Here is a 14,701-nt window from a genome sequence, read left to right as displayed (position 1 = left end):
CGCCGCAGGTGATGGAACCTGCGCTTCAGGTCTGGTGGGGGGACCCTTTGGAAGCTCAGCAAAACGTTCCTGATCAGCAGGAACCAGCAGAATCGCAGGAAGCGGCCGCGCCGGCGGACGACCGCCCAGTGCGCCGCGTCCGCCCTCGGGGCCGTACAACCCTGATCATCGCCGCCGCCGCGGTGCTGGGCATCGTCGGCGGGACCGCGACCGGCTACACCGTCCAGGCCGAGCGGCCGCCGACGCCACTGCCGGCGCTGGCGCAACCCGGACTGGCGTACCCGGCCAAGGCCCTGCCCGAGGGCAAGGAGCCCGCGCCGCTGTCCGCCAGGGACGACCGCCGGGTCAGGACGGACGGGGACCTGCGCAAGCTGCTCCTGCCCAAGCCAGCGGGTGCGCGTGCGTCGGACGAGGAGTGGGTGAAGGACGGCCGGGGCGACCTCACCTCGTACGCCCGCGGCTACGACAGCGAGGGCTACATGTTCGGGGAACTGGCCGCGTGGGACTTCCGCCGGTTCGTGGGCACCGCCTGGGAGCAGGACGCGAACCGGTGGGTGAGCGTACGGCTCGTGCAGTTCGGCTCGGGCCCGGTGGCCGGCGCCGCCGAGCACGCGGACGGCCAGTACAGCTACATGCCCGAGGACGAGGACGGCGCCGGCAACAACGGCGACGCGCTCAAGGGCAGCGGCAACGGCCGCTACTACGTCTACAAGGTGGACCGGAAGGCCGGATACCTGCCGGGCTACCGGGCCCGTGCCCTCTTCCAGCGCGGCGACATCATGGCCGACATCCACGTCTTCGACACCAAGCCGATCAGCAAGAAGGACATCCGCGTGCTGGCCGAGCGGCAGCTGGAGCGACTGTGAACAAGACGCCTGTGAACAAAAACGTGACGCGCCGGCTCCTCGGCACGGTGCTCCCCGCTGTCCTGGTGCTCGGCGCCGTCGGCGGCGGGCTGGCGTACACCCGGCACACCGTCGTCAACGCGGACGTGACCGTCCCCACCACCGTCTGGAAGGAGACCGACGGCGAGCCCGCCAAGGACCCGGCGGGCGACGTCGGCCGGGGCAGGGACTCGACCGAGCTCAGCGCCCTGCTGCTCCCCGTCCCCGACGGCTACCGCCTCGGCCCCGACATCGAGTCGCACGGCAACGACACCGAACTCAGCGGCGCGCAGGCGGTGGCCCTCCTCAAGGAAGCGGGTCAGGGAGTCTCGGCGGCCAAGCGCAGGGAGTACGAGCGGAAGGTCGACAAGCTGGGTGTCCAGGGCATCGCCCTGCGGTCGTACCTCTCGGAAGAAGACGACCTGGTCGTCAGCACGCAGATCGTCCGGATGAAGGACAAGAAGCACATCCACGATCTGAACCAGTTCCGGGCGGAGCTGCTCCGCTTCCTCGACGTGCCCAAGGGGCCGAAGATCAAGAAGCACAAGAAGGCGTTCTGTTACATGGCGCCGCAGGAGAGCCGGAACGGCTCGGACGCCAAGTCGGCCCTCGACGGAATGATCTGTTCCGGGTACGACGGCGAACTGATGGTGACCGTCACCGCGTCCGGCACGAAGCCCTTCTCGAAGTCCACCGTCGCCGCGCTGGTGGAGGACCAGCTCGACCACATCGTGTCTCCGGGGGAGTACATATGACCGAGCAGATCACGCCCCCTGTGCCGGCGCACGAGCCGGCCGTGGAGCCGGCCGCCGCGCCCGCGCCGCCCCGCAGGGCCCTGCGGGCCGTCGCCCGCTGGGCCGCCGCCCTGCTCGTCTGCGGCGGCCTCGGCACCGGCACGGCGCTCGGCATCACCTCGATGGACCGCGCGGACGTCCCCGGCCTGGCCACCCGCGACGACGGTCGCTGGGACTATCCGCGCCTCTCGCTGCCCGCCCTGCCGGCCGGCTCCCCGCGCCCCTTCAACGACGGCAACCGCGGCGAGATCCACCACGCCGACCTGCGCGCCCTGCTGCTGCCCCTGCCGGCCGGTGCCGAGCAGGACAAGGAGCTGGACGGCGGCTGGGTCGCTCCGGAGCGCTATACGGCGGCGTACGAGGAGGAGAAGCGCGCCGACCTGGCCCTGGCGCTCGACGACTACGCCGTACGCCATGTCGCGGCACGTGGCTGGACGATGCCGGACGGCACCACGGCCCGCGTCCACCTGCTGCGGTTCAACTCGGCCGGGATCGCGGAACGCTTCAAGGTCCGCGTCATCGGCGTCGGTCTGAGCAGCGGTCTCCCGCCGGCGGGCTCTCCGTCCCTGGAGCTCGACCCCGTGTGGACCAGCTCCGGCCTCGTGGAGAACACGACGGCATATCTGTACGCGGAGACGAAGCCGTACGACGGCGAGCAGCTACGGCTGGCGTACATCCAGTCCGGCGACACGATCGCGCTGATCACGCACGCCAGGAAGGGCGGCGTTCCCGAGGTGCCCTTCCACCAGTCGGTGATTCTGCAGAACCAGCTGCTCGGCTGAAGCCCCCGGACGGCCGTGCCGGGCCCCGCCGACTAAGCTGGGGCCCGGCCCCGTACTGCCCACCGCTCGTGCAAGGAGCAACCCCGTGCTGACGATTTTCTTCGAAGCCCTGCTGGTTCTGGTCTGCGTCGGCGTTCTCGCCTTCGCCGGTCTGACCGTGAAGAAGCTCTACCAGGGTCAGCGCTAACCCACCCTCCCCCTCACAGATCGTCTGAGCAGCTCATGATCGAGATCCCGTCCGACCTCCACCCGGACCTCGTCCCCCTCGTCTTCCTCCTCGGTAACTGGGAGGGTGCGGGCGTTTCCGACTTCCCCGGCGCCGAGAAGTGCAACTTCGGCCAGGAGGTCAGCTTCACCCACGACGGCCGGGACTTCCTCGAGTACGTCTCGCACACGTGGGTGCTCGACAGCGAGGGCAAGAAGGTCCGCCCGCTGGAGAGCGAGACCGGTTACTGGCGCATCGACAAGGACCGCAAGGTCGAGGTCGTCATGATCCGCGACCAGGGCGTCGTCGAGATCTGGTACGGCGAGCTGGCCGACCAGAAGCCGCAGATCGACCTGGTGACGGACGCGGTGGCGCGCACCGCCGCCTCGGGGCCCTACTCCGGCGGCAAGCGTCTCTACGGCTACGTGAAGAGCGACCTGATGTGGGTCGGCGAGAAGGCCACCCCGGACGTCGAGCTCCGCCCCTACATGTCGGCGCACCTGAAGAAGGTCGTCGACCCGAGCGAGTGGGCGAAGGACCTCAAGGACCTGCCCGACGACGGCATCGCCTTCTTCAAGTAGGCCGGACACCCCGTCGGTCGCTCGCCGCGCTGCCTACACTGGGCACGTGGTGAGCACCGACTGGAAAAGCGACCTGCGGCAGCGCGGCTACCGGCTGACGCCCCAGCGTCAGCTTGTCCTGGAGGCCGTGGACACCCTGGAGCACGCGACACCTGACGACATCCTCGTCGAGGTACGCAAGACCGCGTCCGGTGTGAACATCTCCACCGTCTACCGGACCCTGGAGCTCCTGGAGGAGCTGGGTCTGGTCAGCCACGCGCACCTGGGGCACGGGGCCCCGACGTACCACCTGGCGGACCGCCACCACCACATCCACCTGGTCTGCCGGGACTGTACGAACGTGATCGAGGCGGACATCGCGGTCGCCGCCGACTTCACGGCCAAGCTGCGTGAGACGTTCGGCTTCGAGACGGACATGAAGCACTTCGCGATCTTCGGGCGCTGCGAGAAGTGTGCCGCGAGGGCATCGGCGCAGGCTTCGTCGCAGGCTTCAACTACCGAGTCGTAGGCTGGCGGGTATGCAGCCACACTCACCGGCAAGCCCCCTGCTGTCCCTGCCCGGCGCCGTCCCCGCCGAAGGGCGCGACGAAGGTGTCGCCGCGCACTACGGAGACCTGTTCCGCGAGCAGCGCGCGCTCGCCGGCGGCACCGGTTTCGTCGACCTCTCGCACCGCGGCGTCGTCACCGTCAGCGGTGACGACCGGCTGAGCTGGCTGCACCTCCTGCTCACGCAGCACGTCAGCGATCTCCCGGCGGGCCAGGCCACCGAGGCGTTGATCCTTTCCGCGCACGGTCATGTCGAGCACGCGATGTACCTCGTCGACGACGGCGAGACGGTGTGGATGCACGTCGAGCCGGGTACGCAGGGCGATCTCATCGCGTACCTGGAGTCGATGAAGTTCTTCTACCGGGTGGAGACCGCCGACCGGACCGAGGACTTCGCGGTCGTCCACCTGCCGGCCGGCTCGATCGCCGACGTGCCGAAGGGCGTGGCCGTACGCGAGACCCCGCACGGCCGTGACCTGTTCCTGCCGCGCGGTGAGCTGGAGGCGTACGCCGGGGCTCATGGCCCGGCGGCCGGCATCCTCGCGTACGAGGCCCTGCGCGTCGAGGCCCACCGGCCGCGCCTCGGCTTCGAGACCGACCACCGCACCATCCCGCACGAGCTGGGCTGGATCGGCAGCGCCGTACACCTCCAGAAGGGCTGCTACCGGGGGCAGGAGACGGTCGCCCGCGTCCAGAACCTGGGGAAGCCGCCGCGGCGGCTCGTCTTCCTGCACCTGGACGGCAGCGATGTGCTGCTGCCGGGGCCGGGGACCCCGGTGCGGCTGGCGGCGGACGGTGAGGAGGGGCGCCAGCTGGGGTTCGTCACCACGTCGGCCCGCCACCACGAGCTGGGGCCGATCGCGCTCGCGCTCGTCAAGCGCAATGTGCCGGTGGACGCGGAGCTGCTGGCGGGGAACACGGCGGCGGCGCAGGAAGTCGTCGTAGAGCCGTAGGTCCGGGCTCGGCGCTGACCGTAGGTCCGCGCTCCGCGCTGCTCAGACTTCGATCAGGACTGTGAACGGGCCGTCGTTCGTGAGGGAGACCCGCATCTGGGCTCCGAAGCGGCCCGTCTCCACGTGCGCGCCCAGCGCGCGCAGCTGCGCGACGACCTCGTCCACCAGCGGTTCGGCGATCTCGCCGGGGGCCGCGGCGTTCCAGGTGGGGCGGCGGCCCTTGCGGGCGTCCCCGTAGAGGGTGAACTGTGAAATGACCAGAAGCGGCGCATTCACATCCGAGCAGGACTTCTCGCCCGCGAGGATCCGGACCGACCACAGCTTCCTGGCGAGCTGTGCGGCCTTGTCCGTTGTGTCCTCGTGGGTTACTCCCACCAGCACACACAGCCCTTCGCCAACGATTTCGCCGACCGTCTGTCCGGCCACGACGACGCTCGCGCCGTCCACTCTCTGCACCACTGCACGCATACGCAGCAATGTATCGGGGGCTGAACGGGCGTAGAGCACCTGCGTAGCCGCCGTCAAGAGTGGCACGATGCACAAAGGCGGTGCGCGCCGCACCGGTCGAGGGGACGGAACAATCCATGAGCACACCTGGCGCCGGGCAGCCGCCCGGCCCCGTACCTATGCAAATGATCCAGCTGACGACATCCGCTCCCGCCGCCCGGCCACCGGCGCAGCGGACCGGCGAGAGCGCGGATCGTGAGACGCGCAACGATCTCGGCGGGCTGCGGCTGCCCGAACTGCGCGGCCTGCGCCGGGACTCGCAGCGGGACGAGGCGGACCTCAGCTATGTGCGGCGTCTGCTGCACGGGCGGATCGACATTCTGCGGGCCGAGCTGGCGCGGCGTACGGGGCCGGAGTCCCCTGTCGTCGAGCGGCTGTCGGAGATCCTCGCGGACGCCCCTTCCCAGCACCGCTCGTCCGCCCGACACGTGACGATGTCCACCCCGCACAGCGAGGAGTTCCGGCTGCTGGCCGCCGAGATGCTGGCGGACGTGGAGCTGTCGGACCTGGCTGCCCGTACGGACGAGGAACTGCACGCGGCCATGGGGCGGCTGGTCCGGTACGAGCAGCAGGTCTCGCGGCGCCGGCAGCAGCTTCAGCGGACGGCGGACGATTGCAGTGCGGAGATTGCCCGCAGGTACCGTGATGGGGAAGCACAAGTAGACGACCTGCTGACCTGAGGCCACGCCGGCCTTGCGGGAGCCTGGTCTGTTCCCGTTCCCGGAAGGTCGAGATGTCCTCCAGCACCGCCGCCGCTGCCGCCACGCCCCCGGTCATATCCCCGGTCCTCGCGGAAGTCGTCCGTTCCGGTTTCGTCGAGGGCCGGCACCGGGGTTCGCTGGTCGTGCTGGCGGCGGACGGCAGTGTGGACCTGGCGGTCGGGGATCCGTACGCCCCGGTCTTCCCCCGCTCCAGCAACAAGCCGATGCAGGCGGCGGCGATCCTGCGGGCCGGGCTCGACCTTTCGGGGGAGCGGCTGGCGCTGGCGGCCGCGAGTCACTCGGGGGAGCGCTTCCAGCTCGATCTCGTACGGAAGATGCTGGCGGACGCCGGACTCACGGAGGCGGACCTCCAGACTCCGCCCGATCTGCCGCTGGACCCGGTGGAGGCCGAGTCGTACCTGGCGGCGGGCGGTGTGCGGGAGCGGCTCACGATGAACTGCTCGGGCAAGCACGCGGCGATGCTGGCGGTGTGCGGGCTGAACGGGTGGGACACGGCCTCTTATCTGGATCCCGCGCATCCGTTGCAGCAGCTCGTGCTGCGCGTGGTCGAGGAGGCGAGCGGCGAGCGGGTCGCGGCGGTGGGTACGGACGGGTGCGGCGCGCCTCTGATGGGGATCAGCCTGGTCGGTCTCGCGACGGCGTTCCGCGGCTTCGTGCTGGCCGAGCCGGGTACGGCCGAGCGCCGCGTCGCGGACGCGATGCGCGCGCACCCGGAGTACGTCGCCGGTACGCGCCGCCCCGACACCTGGCTGATGCGCGAGGTGCCGGGCACGCTGTCCAAGATGGGCGCCGAGGCGGTCCAGGCGGTGGCCCTGCCGGACGGCCGCGCCCTGGCGTTCAAGGTCGACGACGGAGCGACGCGCGCCCTGGGGCCGGTGCTGGCGCGGGCGCTGCGGCGGCTCGGCGTGGACGGGCCGGTGGTGGAGCGGATCGGACGGGCGCCGCTGATGGGCGGAGCCGCCGAGGTGGGGGAGATACGGGCGGCGTTCTGAGGGCCGGAGTCCGGGCGCGGGGCGGCTGGTCGGCGGGCAGCGAGGGCTGGTCGGCGGGCGGCCGGCCGGGCGGGCGGAAAAGCACGCGACAGGGCGTGTCCGGTGTGCTTAGCGTGGGCGCATGAGTGTCGACGTCCGCACGATCACCGAGTCAGAATTCACCGACTGGCTGCGCGCACTCGCCACCGGTTTCCTCCGGCCGCCCGTCGTCCGGGAGGACGAAGCGGCGGAGCGCCTGCCGCACATGGGCCTGCCGCGTATCCGGGGCGCGTTCGACGACGGGCGCTGTGTCGCGACGTACCGCTCCTTCGCCCAGGAGCTCACGGTGCCGGGCGGGGGGAAGGTCCCGGCGAGCGCTGTGTCGAACGTGACCGTGTCGCCGACGCACCGCCGCCGGGGGCTGCTCAGCCGGATGATGGACGCGGACCTCGCGGCGGCGAAGGAGCGCGGGGATGTGCTGTCGACGCTGATCGCCGCCGAGTACCGGATCTACGGGCGGCACGGGTTCGGGCCCGCCGCGTCGATCACCGAGTGGGAGGTCGACGTACCCAGGGCCGGGCTGGACGCGCGCTGGGCGGGGCCCGGCGACGGGGGCCGGATCGATCTGGTCGACGGGGCCGACGTACGGAAGCTCGGGCCTGAACTGCACGAGCGCTTCCGCGCGACGCAGCACGGCGCCGTCGACCGGGACGAGCGCTGGTGGCAGCTCGGCACCGGACAGGTCGTCATGTCGTTCCAGCCCTGGACCGAGCCGTTCTACGCCGTGTACCGGTCGGCGCAGGGCGAGGTGGAGGGGCTGCTGGTCTACCAGGCCGACGAGAAGTGGGGCGACGCCAAGCAGCCGCTGAACACGGCGACCGTACGCGACATGATCGCGGTGTCGCCGGCGGCGGAGCGCGCGCTGTGGCACTTCGTCTGCGCGGTCGACTGGATCACGACGGTACGGTCCGGATACCGCGCCAGTGACGATCTGCTTCCCCTCCTGCTCCCGGATCCCCGCGCCGCCAGGATCGTCACCCAGGCGGATTTGCTGTGGGTGCGGCTGCTGGACGTCGTACGGGCCCTGGAGGCCCGCACGTACGCGGTGCCCGGCTCGCTCGTACTTCAGGTGCACGATGCGGCGGGGCTGGCCGGCGGGCGGTTCCGGCTGGACGCCTCGGCGGACGGGGCGGTGTGTGCGCCTTCCGCCGAGTCGCCCGATCTGACGCTGGACGTACGGGAGTTGGGGTCGCTGTACCTGGGTGAGGAGTCCGCGGTGCGGCTGGTCGCGCTCGGCCGGGTCACGGAGGAGTCGGCGGGCGCCGCCGCCGTTGCCGACGCCCTGTTCCGTACCCCCAGGCGACCGTGGTGCCCGGACATCTTCTGAGCCTGGTTCGACGCCCTCTGGAACACCGTCACGTCTGCCCCGACACTTTCAAGCGACTCCTGATGTGGCTCAAGGCGGACAGGTGGCACCGGTGATCCAGCAACTGCGGAATCTGATCAAGGGTGCGCAATGCGTGCTCTTCGACTTCGACGGCCCCATGTGCCGGCTCTTCGCGGGCCGCCGGGCGCACGACGTGGCGGCCGGCCTGGCCGACTGGCTGGAGAAACGCGGCCACCATGTGCCGTCGGCCCAGGAGGGCTTGGCTTCGGACGACCCGCTCGCCGTCCTGCGGGCCGTGGCCCGGATCCGCCCCGGCGGCGACTTGGTCCAGGCCCTGGAGGAAGAGCTCACCCGCGAGGAACTCCGCGCCGCCGCCACCGCCCGGCCCACCCCTTACGCCGACCCGCTGGTACGCACCTGGAGCGCGGTCGGCGGGCGCCTCGCGATCACGACGAACAACTCCCCGCTGGTCGCGGAGCAGTACCTGACCGGCCGTGGCCTCGCCGGCTGCTTCGCGCCGCACTTCTACGGCCGTACGACCGACCTGAGCCGGCTCAAGCCGGACCCCGACTGCGTCAAGCGCGCCCTGACCGGCTTGGGCGCCTGCCCGGACGCGACGCTGATGATCGGCGACACACCGTCGGACCTCTTCGCGGCGCAGGAGGCGGGCGTACGGTTCCTCGGCTACGCGCGCGACGAGACGCGGGCGCGGCGGCTGCGCGGGGCGGGGGCGGAGGTGGTCGTGGACACCCTGGAGCCGGTGCTCGCGACGGTACGGGCGATGGCGAGTCCGTGACCTCAAGTTCTGTTGAGGTCAAGCGCGTACGCTTCGTCCTCATGAGTGGTTTGCGCGAGCGGAAGAAGCAGCGGACGTACCGGGTGATCTCCGATGCCGCGATCGCCCTGTTCCTGGAGAAGGGCTTCGACAAGGTCTCCGTCGCCGAGGTGGCGGCCGCGGCCGAGATCTCCAAGCCGACGCTCTTCCGCTACTTCCCCGCGAAGGAAGACCTCGCCCTGCACCGGTTCGCCGACCATGAGGACGAGGCGGCCCGTGTGGTGACCGCCGGGCGGGCGGAGGGGCTCTCGCCGCTGGACGCCCTGCACCGGCACTTCCTGGCGGGCCTCGGCCGGCGCGAGCCCGTGACCGGGCTCAGCGACGACGCCGACGTGCTGGCCTTCCACCGGCTGCTGTACGGGACGCCGAGCCTGGTGGCTCGGCTCCATGCGTACGTGCGGCGTTCCGAGCAGGCGCTCGCCGCCGCCCTCGACGGACCGGACGACCTCGTCGCCGCACGGCTCGCGGCCGGGCAGATCGTGGCCGTACAGCGGATCCTCGCGGAGGAGAACTGGCGCCGGATCGAGGCGGGGGAGCGCGCGGAGGACGTGCTTCCGGGGGCCGTGGCGGCGGCTGCTCTCGCCTTCGGGCAGCTGAGGGCCGGACTCGGGTCCAAATTCTAATGCTAGGTTAAATTCGTTACTAGGTTACGTTATCTTGGGTGGATGACGTCACTCGACCATGCCCTCAGCCAGGAACGGACCTTCCACGACCTCTGCCGCGCAGCCCTGACCCGGATGACCGAGGGCGCCGGTGAACAGGTCGTCACCGGTGAGGACGTGTCCGCCTCCGGCGCCGACGCCGAAGCCCTCGGCTTCCATCTGCGCTCGTACGCCAAGGAGTTGCGGGAGGAACCCGAAAGCCCGCTCTTCTTCGGGCGGCTGGATCTGGCCGACGGCCGCAGTCACCACATCGGGCGCCGCCGCATCGCCGAGCACCCCGCCGATCCGCCGCTGGTCATCGACTGGCGCGCCCCCGTCTCCCGCGCCTTCTACCAGGCGAGCGCGCGCGACCCGCAGGGCGTACGGGTGCGCCGGCGGTTCGGCTGGGCGCCGTGGAGCAAGGGGGCCTCGGAGGATCTGACCGGGCTGGAGGACGAGCGGCTCGCGGCGGGGGAGCAGAGCGGCGGCGTACCGGGGGGTGGCGTACCGAAAGGCGGCATCCTCGCCGGTGAGATCGAGCGGCCACGCGTCGGTCCGATGCGCGACATCGCCGCCACCATCCAGCCGGAGCAGGACGATCTCGTACGCGCCGGGCTCACCGAATCCCTCTGCGTACAGGGCGCTCCGGGCACCGGCAAGACCGCTGTCGGCCTGCACCGCGCGGCGTACCTCCTCTATACGTATCCGCAGCGCCTCAGGCGCGGCGGCCTCCTGATCCTCGGGCCCAACCGGACGTTTCTGTCGTACATCCGCGAGGTGCTGCCGGCGCTCGGCGAGGGCGGCATCAGACAGTCGACGGTCGAGGACGAGATCGCGCGCCATCCCGTGCGCGCCGAGGACAGCCCCGCTGCCGCCGCCGTCAAGCACGACGTCCGGATGGGCCAGGTGCTCCAACGCGCGCTGTACGGGCGGGTGTCGGCGCCCGCCGAGGCCGTCGCCGTGCCCGACGGCTCGTACCGCTGGCGGATTCCGCTCGGCGAGCTGGAGCGGATCGTCGAGGAGGTACGGGCGGAGGCGCCCCCGTACGCCGTCGGCCGCGAGCGCGTCCGCACCCGCGCCGTGCGCGCGCTCCAGCTCCAGGCCGAACGCCGCGCCGGGCCGACCGGCAACGAGTGGCTGCGGCGGATGGGGCGGTGCCGGGCGATCGGGGCGTTCGTCGACTCGGTATGGCCGAAAATCCACCCGGAGGAGATCGTGGCCGCGGTGCTCACCGACCCGGCCGACCCCCTCCTCACTCCTGACGAGCGGCAGGCCATCCGCTGGGGGAAGCCGCCGCGGTCCTGGCGGAGCGCCAAGTGGTCGGCCGCGGACCTGGTGCTGATCGACGAGGTCGCCGGGCTGATCGAGCGGCCCGAAAGCTATGGCCACGTCGTCATCGACGAGGCACAGGACCTCTCGCCGATGCAGTGCCGGGCGATCGCGCGCCGCGTCGGCTTCGGTTCGGTGACGGTGCTGGGCGATCTCGCGCAGGGTACGACGCCGTGGGCCGCCCGCACCTGGCCCGAGCTCCTCGCCCACCTCGGCAAGGAGACGGCCGCCGTCGTGCCGCTGACCACCGGTTTCCGTGTCCCCGCCGCGATCGTGGAGCTGGCGAACCGGCTGCTCGGGGCGCTGGACGTCGACGTACCGCCGGGCCGGTCGCTGCGGTCCGACGGGGAGCTGGCGGTGCGTGAGGTGCGGGATGTGGTGGCCGCGACCGTCGACGCGGTACGGGCGGCCCTGAGCCGGGAAGGATCGGTGGGCGTCGTCGCGGACGCGGGCCGGGTGCGGGAGCTGCGGGAGGCGCTGGACGCGGCGGGGCTCGGCGAGGCGGCGGCGGGAGAGGAGCGCCGGGTGTCCGTACTGCCCGCCACGCTGGCCAAGGGCCTCGAATTCGACCACGTCGTCGCCGTCGAACCGGCCGAGATCGCCGGCGCCGAGGACCGGGGCCTGCACCGCCTCTACGTGGTGCTGACGCGGGCGGTCAGCCGCCTGGACGTGCTGCACTGCCGTCCGCTTCCGCCGCACATGCGGCCCTGAGCGGCTCGTAGCGCCGGGTGGACGCACGAGCCCTCCCATGGGGGAGCCGCCCGGCGCCCCGAAGCTCCGGGCGGCTTCCGCCTGAGCCGTGCCCCTCAGCGGTTCCCCTCAGCGGTCCGTACGCCGCAGCCGTACTACCGGAATGTCACGGGTGGTCTTCTTCTGGTAGCTCTCGTACGGTGCGAAGACGTCCACCAGGTGCGGCCACACACGGGCCTTCTCCTCGGCGGAGAGGGTCTCGGCGCGGGCCGGGAACCGCTCGGTACCGACGCGCAGTTGTACGTCCGGGTTGTCCTGGATGTTCAGGTACCACAGGGGGTGCTCGTCCGAGCCGCCCTTCGACGCCACGACCAGGTAGTCGTCGCCGTCGCGCCCGTAGATCAGCACGGTGCGCCGGACGGTGCCGGTGCGCCGTCCCACGTAATCCAGCAGCAGGCAGGGCGCGCCCTGCATGGTGGTGCCCTTGGTGCCGCCGGACTCCTCGTACAGCTCGGCCTGCTCGGCCACCCAGCCGCTGGGGCTGAGCTTCACCGCACTCACCGCACTCACCGCACCGCTGCCGTCGCCGGTGCTGTTCTCGTCTGCCACGTGTGTGGTCACCTGTGCCGCTCCTTCTCGCCGTATCGCTGTCGCGTCGTAGTGCCGGACACCATCCAGGGTCACCCCTGTCGCCTCCGGTGGCGCAAAATCGCTCGACAACGGTCGTACGGGCAAAGAACATTCACCCCGATGACACGAACCGATATCCCTCCCACGCCCGACGAGCGCGCCTCGCTTGCGACCTTCCTCGACTACGTCCGCGACACCGCGCGCGCCAAGTGCGACGACGTGTCGCAGGAGGACGCCCGCAAGGCCCCGCTGCCCGGATCGCCGCTGATGACGCTGTGCGGGCTCATCAGCCACCTCCACTGGGTCGAGTACTACTGGTTCCAGGTGGTGTTCCTCGGCGAGGAGGACGAGGGGCCGTGGACGGAGGAGGACCCGGACCGCGAGATGCGCATCGCCCTCGACGTCCCGCTCGCGGACCTGCTCTCGGCGTACGACGCCCAGTGCGCCCGCTACCGGAAGCTGGTCGCCGACCACGACCTGGACACCGAGGCGCGGCGCGCCAGGGACAACGGGAGCCGCGTCAATCTGCGCTGGATCCTGCTGCACCTGATCGAGGAGACCGCCCGCCACAACGGCCACCTCGACATCCTGCGCGAGCTGGCGGACGGCCGTACCGGCTCCTAGGGGCCGCCGTACAACTGAGGCCCGAGGGCGACACGTGAACACTTTTGCAAGCAGGCGCTTGCAAAAGTTAGCGATGATGGCGCACTATCGGGACATGGCATCACTCAACGTCGGCAATCTCGGCGAGTACCTGCGCGAGCAGCGGCGCACCGCGCAGCTGTCGTTGCGGCAGCTCGCCGACGCCGCCGGGGTGTCCAATCCGTATCTCAGCCAGATCGAGCGCGGCCTGCGCAAGCCGAGTGCGGAGATCCTGCAGCAGCTCGCGAAGGCGCTGCGGATCTCCGCCGAGACGCTGTACGTGCAGGCCGGGATCCTCGACGAGCGGGAGCGCGAGGAGCTGGAGACGCGTGCCGTCATCCTCGCCGACCCGTCGATAAACGAGCGGCAGAAGCAGGTGCTGCTCCAGATCTACGAGTCGTTCCGCAAAGAGAACGCGACGGATGTCCCCACGGACGTCCCGTCGGACGCCCCGGCCGGCCGCCCCCGCACGGCCGACGACGGCAGTGATGCCGGCACACCACCCTCACAGTGAACTGAGCTCCGGGAGGACCACAGTCATGGCCATCACCGATGACCTGCGTAAGACCCTCACCGACCCGACCCCCCTCTACTTCGCGGCCGGCACCGCGGACCTCGCCGTACAGCAGGCGAAGAAGGTGCCGGCGCTGATCGAGCAGCTGCGTGCCGAGGCCCCGGCGCGTATCGACGCCGTGCGCAACACCGACCCCAAGGCCGTCCAGGAGAAGGTGACCAGCCGCGCCAAGGAGGCCCAGGCCACCGTTCAGGCGAAGGTCACCGAGGTGCTCGGCACGCTCGACACCGATGTGAAGAAGCTGGGCGAGCAGGCCCAGGACCTGGCGCTGCGGAGCGTGGGCGTGGCCGCCGAGTACGCGGTCAAGGCGCGTGAGGCGTACGAGAAGGTCGCCGAGCACGGTGAGCAGAGCGTGAAGGCCTGGCGGGGCGAGGCGGCTGAGGAGATCAACGAGATCGCCGTCGCCGTCGAGCCCGACCCGGAGCCCAGGGCGGACGAGCCGAAGGCCGCCGAGGCCAAGGCCGCTCCGGCGAAGAAGACCCCTGCCGCACGCAAGGCGCCGACGGCGAAGAAGGCCACCCCGGCCTCCGAGAAGTAGGACAAACAAGGCGAGCAGGCGATCAGGGCTGTACGGGCGCGAGCCGGGCACCTTTATGGGTGTCCGGCTCGTTGTCCGGGTACCTTGGCCGCGAGGCGCTCATCCACTCTCTAGGCGGTGTACAGCATGTTGCTCCAGGGATTCGGCACTTTGTTGTCGTTGCTCAACCTCGCCATGCTCCTCCTCGCCGTGGTCGCGCTGTTCTTCGCCGCGACGGCCCGCGAGGACGCGTACCGCGCCACCGACAAGCAGACCAAGGTCTTCTGGCTGGTCCTGCTGGGCGTCACGGTCGCCGTGAACCTCTTCGTCCCGATGCTGTTCCTGCAGATCGCCGGTCTGATCGCGACCATCGTCTTCATGGTCGACGTACGGCCCGCGATCAAGCAGGTCTCGGGTGGCGGCGGTGGCGGGCGCAGGGGCGGCGGCAGCAGCAGCGACGGTCCGTACGGGCCGTACAACGGCGGACGCTAGACCGCAGCGGGCGGGCGGC

Annotated in this window: 18 protein-coding genes; 16 read left to right on the top strand and 2 right to left on the bottom strand. The window is 71.0% G+C overall.

Features of this window, described 5'->3' with window-relative positions:
• The first annotated feature begins 128 nt into the window (after nucleotides 1-128).
• The 6 genes from G412_RS0125950 to ygfZ all read left to right on the top strand — a co-directional run bounded on the left by G412_RS0125950 (nucleotide 129) and on the right by ygfZ (nucleotide 4,745).
• Nucleotides 129-866: a hypothetical protein gene (locus tag G412_RS0125950; protein WP_028814636.1), complete on the top strand. Its 738-nt coding sequence runs from the start codon at nucleotides 129-131 to the stop codon at nucleotides 864-866.
• Nucleotides 863-1,639, top strand: a complete 777-nt coding sequence (locus G412_RS0125945; protein WP_028814635.1) for a hypothetical protein — start codon at nucleotides 863-865, stop codon at nucleotides 1,637-1,639. Before G412_RS0125950 ends, G412_RS0125945 begins: the two co-directional genes overlap by 4 nt.
• A complete protein-coding gene (locus G412_RS0125940; RefSeq protein ID WP_028814634.1) occupies nucleotides 1,636-2,460 on the top strand; it encodes a hypothetical protein in 825 nt (274 codons plus the stop codon). The genes G412_RS0125945 and G412_RS0125940 overlap by 4 nt, the downstream gene beginning before the upstream one ends.
• Nucleotides 2,461-2,682: 222 nt before the next feature.
• Nucleotides 2,683-3,246, top strand: coding sequence for a heme-binding beta-barrel domain-containing protein (locus G412_RS0125930; protein ID WP_028814632.1), 564 nt, complete (start codon nucleotides 2,683-2,685; stop codon nucleotides 3,244-3,246).
• Nucleotides 3,247-3,292: 46 nt separating this feature from the next.
• Nucleotides 3,293-3,754, top strand: coding sequence for a Fur family transcriptional regulator (locus G412_RS0125925; protein ID WP_028814631.1), 462 nt, complete (start codon nucleotides 3,293-3,295; stop codon nucleotides 3,752-3,754).
• 10 nt (nucleotides 3,755-3,764) lie between these two features.
• Complete coding sequence (ygfZ, locus tag G412_RS0125920; protein ID WP_028814630.1) at nucleotides 3,765-4,745, top strand: CAF17-like 4Fe-4S cluster assembly/insertion protein YgfZ; 981 nt, start codon at nucleotides 3,765-3,767, stop codon at nucleotides 4,743-4,745.
• Between the two features lie 42 nt (nucleotides 4,746-4,787).
• Here the strand turns inward: ygfZ and dtd are convergent, their stop codons facing one another.
• Nucleotides 4,788-5,213, bottom strand: coding sequence for a D-aminoacyl-tRNA deacylase (gene dtd / locus G412_RS0125915; RefSeq protein ID WP_037649914.1), 426 nt, complete (start codon nucleotides 5,211-5,213; stop codon nucleotides 4,788-4,790).
• Nucleotides 5,214-5,329: 116 nt separating this feature from the next.
• On the opposite strand from dtd, the gene G412_RS0125910 reads away from it, so the two are divergent.
• From G412_RS0125910 to G412_RS0125885, 6 genes are all read left to right on the top strand, one after another.
• Complete coding sequence (locus tag G412_RS0125910; RefSeq protein WP_028814628.1) at nucleotides 5,330-5,932, top strand: RsiG family protein; 603 nt, start codon at nucleotides 5,330-5,332, stop codon at nucleotides 5,930-5,932.
• 53 nt (nucleotides 5,933-5,985) lie between these two features.
• Complete coding sequence (locus G412_RS0125905) at nucleotides 5,986-6,966, top strand: asparaginase (protein ID WP_028814627.1); 981 nt, start codon at nucleotides 5,986-5,988, stop codon at nucleotides 6,964-6,966.
• 121 nt (nucleotides 6,967-7,087) lie between these two features.
• Complete coding sequence (locus G412_RS0125900; RefSeq protein ID WP_028814626.1) at nucleotides 7,088-8,332, top strand: GNAT family N-acetyltransferase; 1,245 nt, start codon at nucleotides 7,088-7,090, stop codon at nucleotides 8,330-8,332.
• Nucleotides 8,333-8,423: 91 nt separating this feature from the next.
• Entirely contained in the window at nucleotides 8,424-9,128 is a 705-nt protein-coding gene (locus tag G412_RS0125895) for an HAD family hydrolase (RefSeq protein WP_244283211.1), read from the top strand.
• A gap of 41 nt (nucleotides 9,129-9,169) precedes the next feature.
• Complete coding sequence (locus G412_RS0125890; RefSeq protein ID WP_028814624.1) at nucleotides 9,170-9,790, top strand: TetR/AcrR family transcriptional regulator; 621 nt, start codon at nucleotides 9,170-9,172, stop codon at nucleotides 9,788-9,790.
• Between the two features lie 42 nt (nucleotides 9,791-9,832).
• Nucleotides 9,833-11,848, top strand: a complete 2,016-nt coding sequence (locus tag G412_RS0125885; RefSeq protein ID WP_028814623.1) for a HelD family protein — start codon at nucleotides 9,833-9,835, stop codon at nucleotides 11,846-11,848.
• Between the two features lie 108 nt (nucleotides 11,849-11,956).
• On the opposite strand, the gene G412_RS0125880 is transcribed toward G412_RS0125885, so the two are convergent.
• Nucleotides 11,957-12,397: a nitroreductase family deazaflavin-dependent oxidoreductase gene (locus G412_RS0125880; RefSeq protein ID WP_037649911.1), complete on the bottom strand. Its 441-nt coding sequence runs from the start codon at nucleotides 12,395-12,397 to the stop codon at nucleotides 11,957-11,959.
• A gap of 180 nt (nucleotides 12,398-12,577) precedes the next feature.
• On the opposite strand from G412_RS0125880, the gene G412_RS0125875 reads away from it, so the two are divergent.
• From G412_RS0125875 to G412_RS0125860, 4 genes are all read left to right on the top strand, one after another.
• Nucleotides 12,578-13,081, top strand: coding sequence for a DinB family protein (locus tag G412_RS0125875; RefSeq protein ID WP_028814621.1), 504 nt, complete (start codon nucleotides 12,578-12,580; stop codon nucleotides 13,079-13,081).
• Between the two features lie 94 nt (nucleotides 13,082-13,175).
• Nucleotides 13,176-13,613 carry a helix-turn-helix domain-containing protein gene (locus G412_RS0125870; protein ID WP_028814620.1) on the top strand — a complete coding sequence of 146 codons (438 nt, stop codon included), beginning with the start codon at nucleotides 13,176-13,178 and terminating at the stop codon, nucleotides 13,611-13,613.
• Nucleotides 13,614-13,638: 25 nt separating this feature from the next.
• Nucleotides 13,639-14,211: a hypothetical protein gene (locus G412_RS0125865; protein ID WP_028814619.1), complete on the top strand. Its 573-nt coding sequence runs from the start codon at nucleotides 13,639-13,641 to the stop codon at nucleotides 14,209-14,211.
• Between the two features lie 126 nt (nucleotides 14,212-14,337).
• On the top strand, nucleotides 14,338-14,682 hold the full coding sequence (locus G412_RS0125860; RefSeq protein ID WP_028814618.1) for a DUF2516 family protein: 345 nt from the start codon (nucleotides 14,338-14,340) through the stop codon (nucleotides 14,680-14,682).
• The last annotated feature ends 19 nt before the right edge of the window (nucleotides 14,683-14,701 follow it).

It is taken from the genome of Streptomyces flavidovirens DSM 40150, from assembly GCF_000429085.1.
GTDB classification, from domain to species: domain Bacteria; phylum Actinomycetota; class Actinomycetes; order Streptomycetales; family Streptomycetaceae; genus Streptomyces; species Streptomyces flavidovirens.
This window is presented reverse-complemented; position numbering and strand designations above follow the sequence as displayed.

What these genes read in the sequence shown, in the direction of transcription:
- G412_RS0125910 (WP_028814628.1), top strand. Translation starts at nt 5,330, where the DNA reads ATGAGCACACCTGGCGCCGGGCAGCCGCCCGGCCCCGTACCTATGCAA.
- G412_RS0125870 (WP_028814620.1), top strand. Translation starts at nt 13,176, where the DNA reads ATGGCATCACTCAACGTCGGCAATCTCGGCGAGTACCTGCGCGAGCAG.
- G412_RS0125860 (WP_028814618.1), top strand. Translation starts at nt 14,338, where the DNA reads ATGTTGCTCCAGGGATTCGGCACTTTGTTGTCGTTGCTCAACCTCGCC.
- G412_RS0125940 (WP_028814634.1), top strand. Translation starts at nt 1,636, where the DNA reads ATGACCGAGCAGATCACGCCCCCTGTGCCGGCGCACGAGCCGGCCGTG.
- G412_RS0125865 (WP_028814619.1), top strand. Translation starts at nt 13,639, where the DNA reads ATGGCCATCACCGATGACCTGCGTAAGACCCTCACCGACCCGACCCCC.
- dtd (WP_037649914.1), bottom strand. Translation starts at nt 5,213, where the DNA reads ATGCGTGCAGTGGTGCAGAGAGTGGACGGCGCGAGCGTCGTCGTGGCC.
- G412_RS0125930 (WP_028814632.1), top strand. Translation starts at nt 2,683, where the DNA reads ATGATCGAGATCCCGTCCGACCTCCACCCGGACCTCGTCCCCCTCGTC.
- G412_RS0125885 (WP_028814623.1), top strand. Translation starts at nt 9,833, where the DNA reads ATGACGTCACTCGACCATGCCCTCAGCCAGGAACGGACCTTCCACGAC.
- G412_RS0125890 (WP_028814624.1), top strand. Translation starts at nt 9,170, where the DNA reads ATGAGTGGTTTGCGCGAGCGGAAGAAGCAGCGGACGTACCGGGTGATC.
- G412_RS0125875 (WP_028814621.1), top strand. Translation starts at nt 12,578, where the DNA reads ATGACACGAACCGATATCCCTCCCACGCCCGACGAGCGCGCCTCGCTT.
- ygfZ (WP_028814630.1), top strand. Translation starts at nt 3,765, where the DNA reads ATGCAGCCACACTCACCGGCAAGCCCCCTGCTGTCCCTGCCCGGCGCC.
- G412_RS0125900 (WP_028814626.1), top strand. Translation starts at nt 7,088, where the DNA reads ATGAGTGTCGACGTCCGCACGATCACCGAGTCAGAATTCACCGACTGG.
- G412_RS0125905 (WP_028814627.1), top strand. Translation starts at nt 5,986, where the DNA reads ATGTCCTCCAGCACCGCCGCCGCTGCCGCCACGCCCCCGGTCATATCC.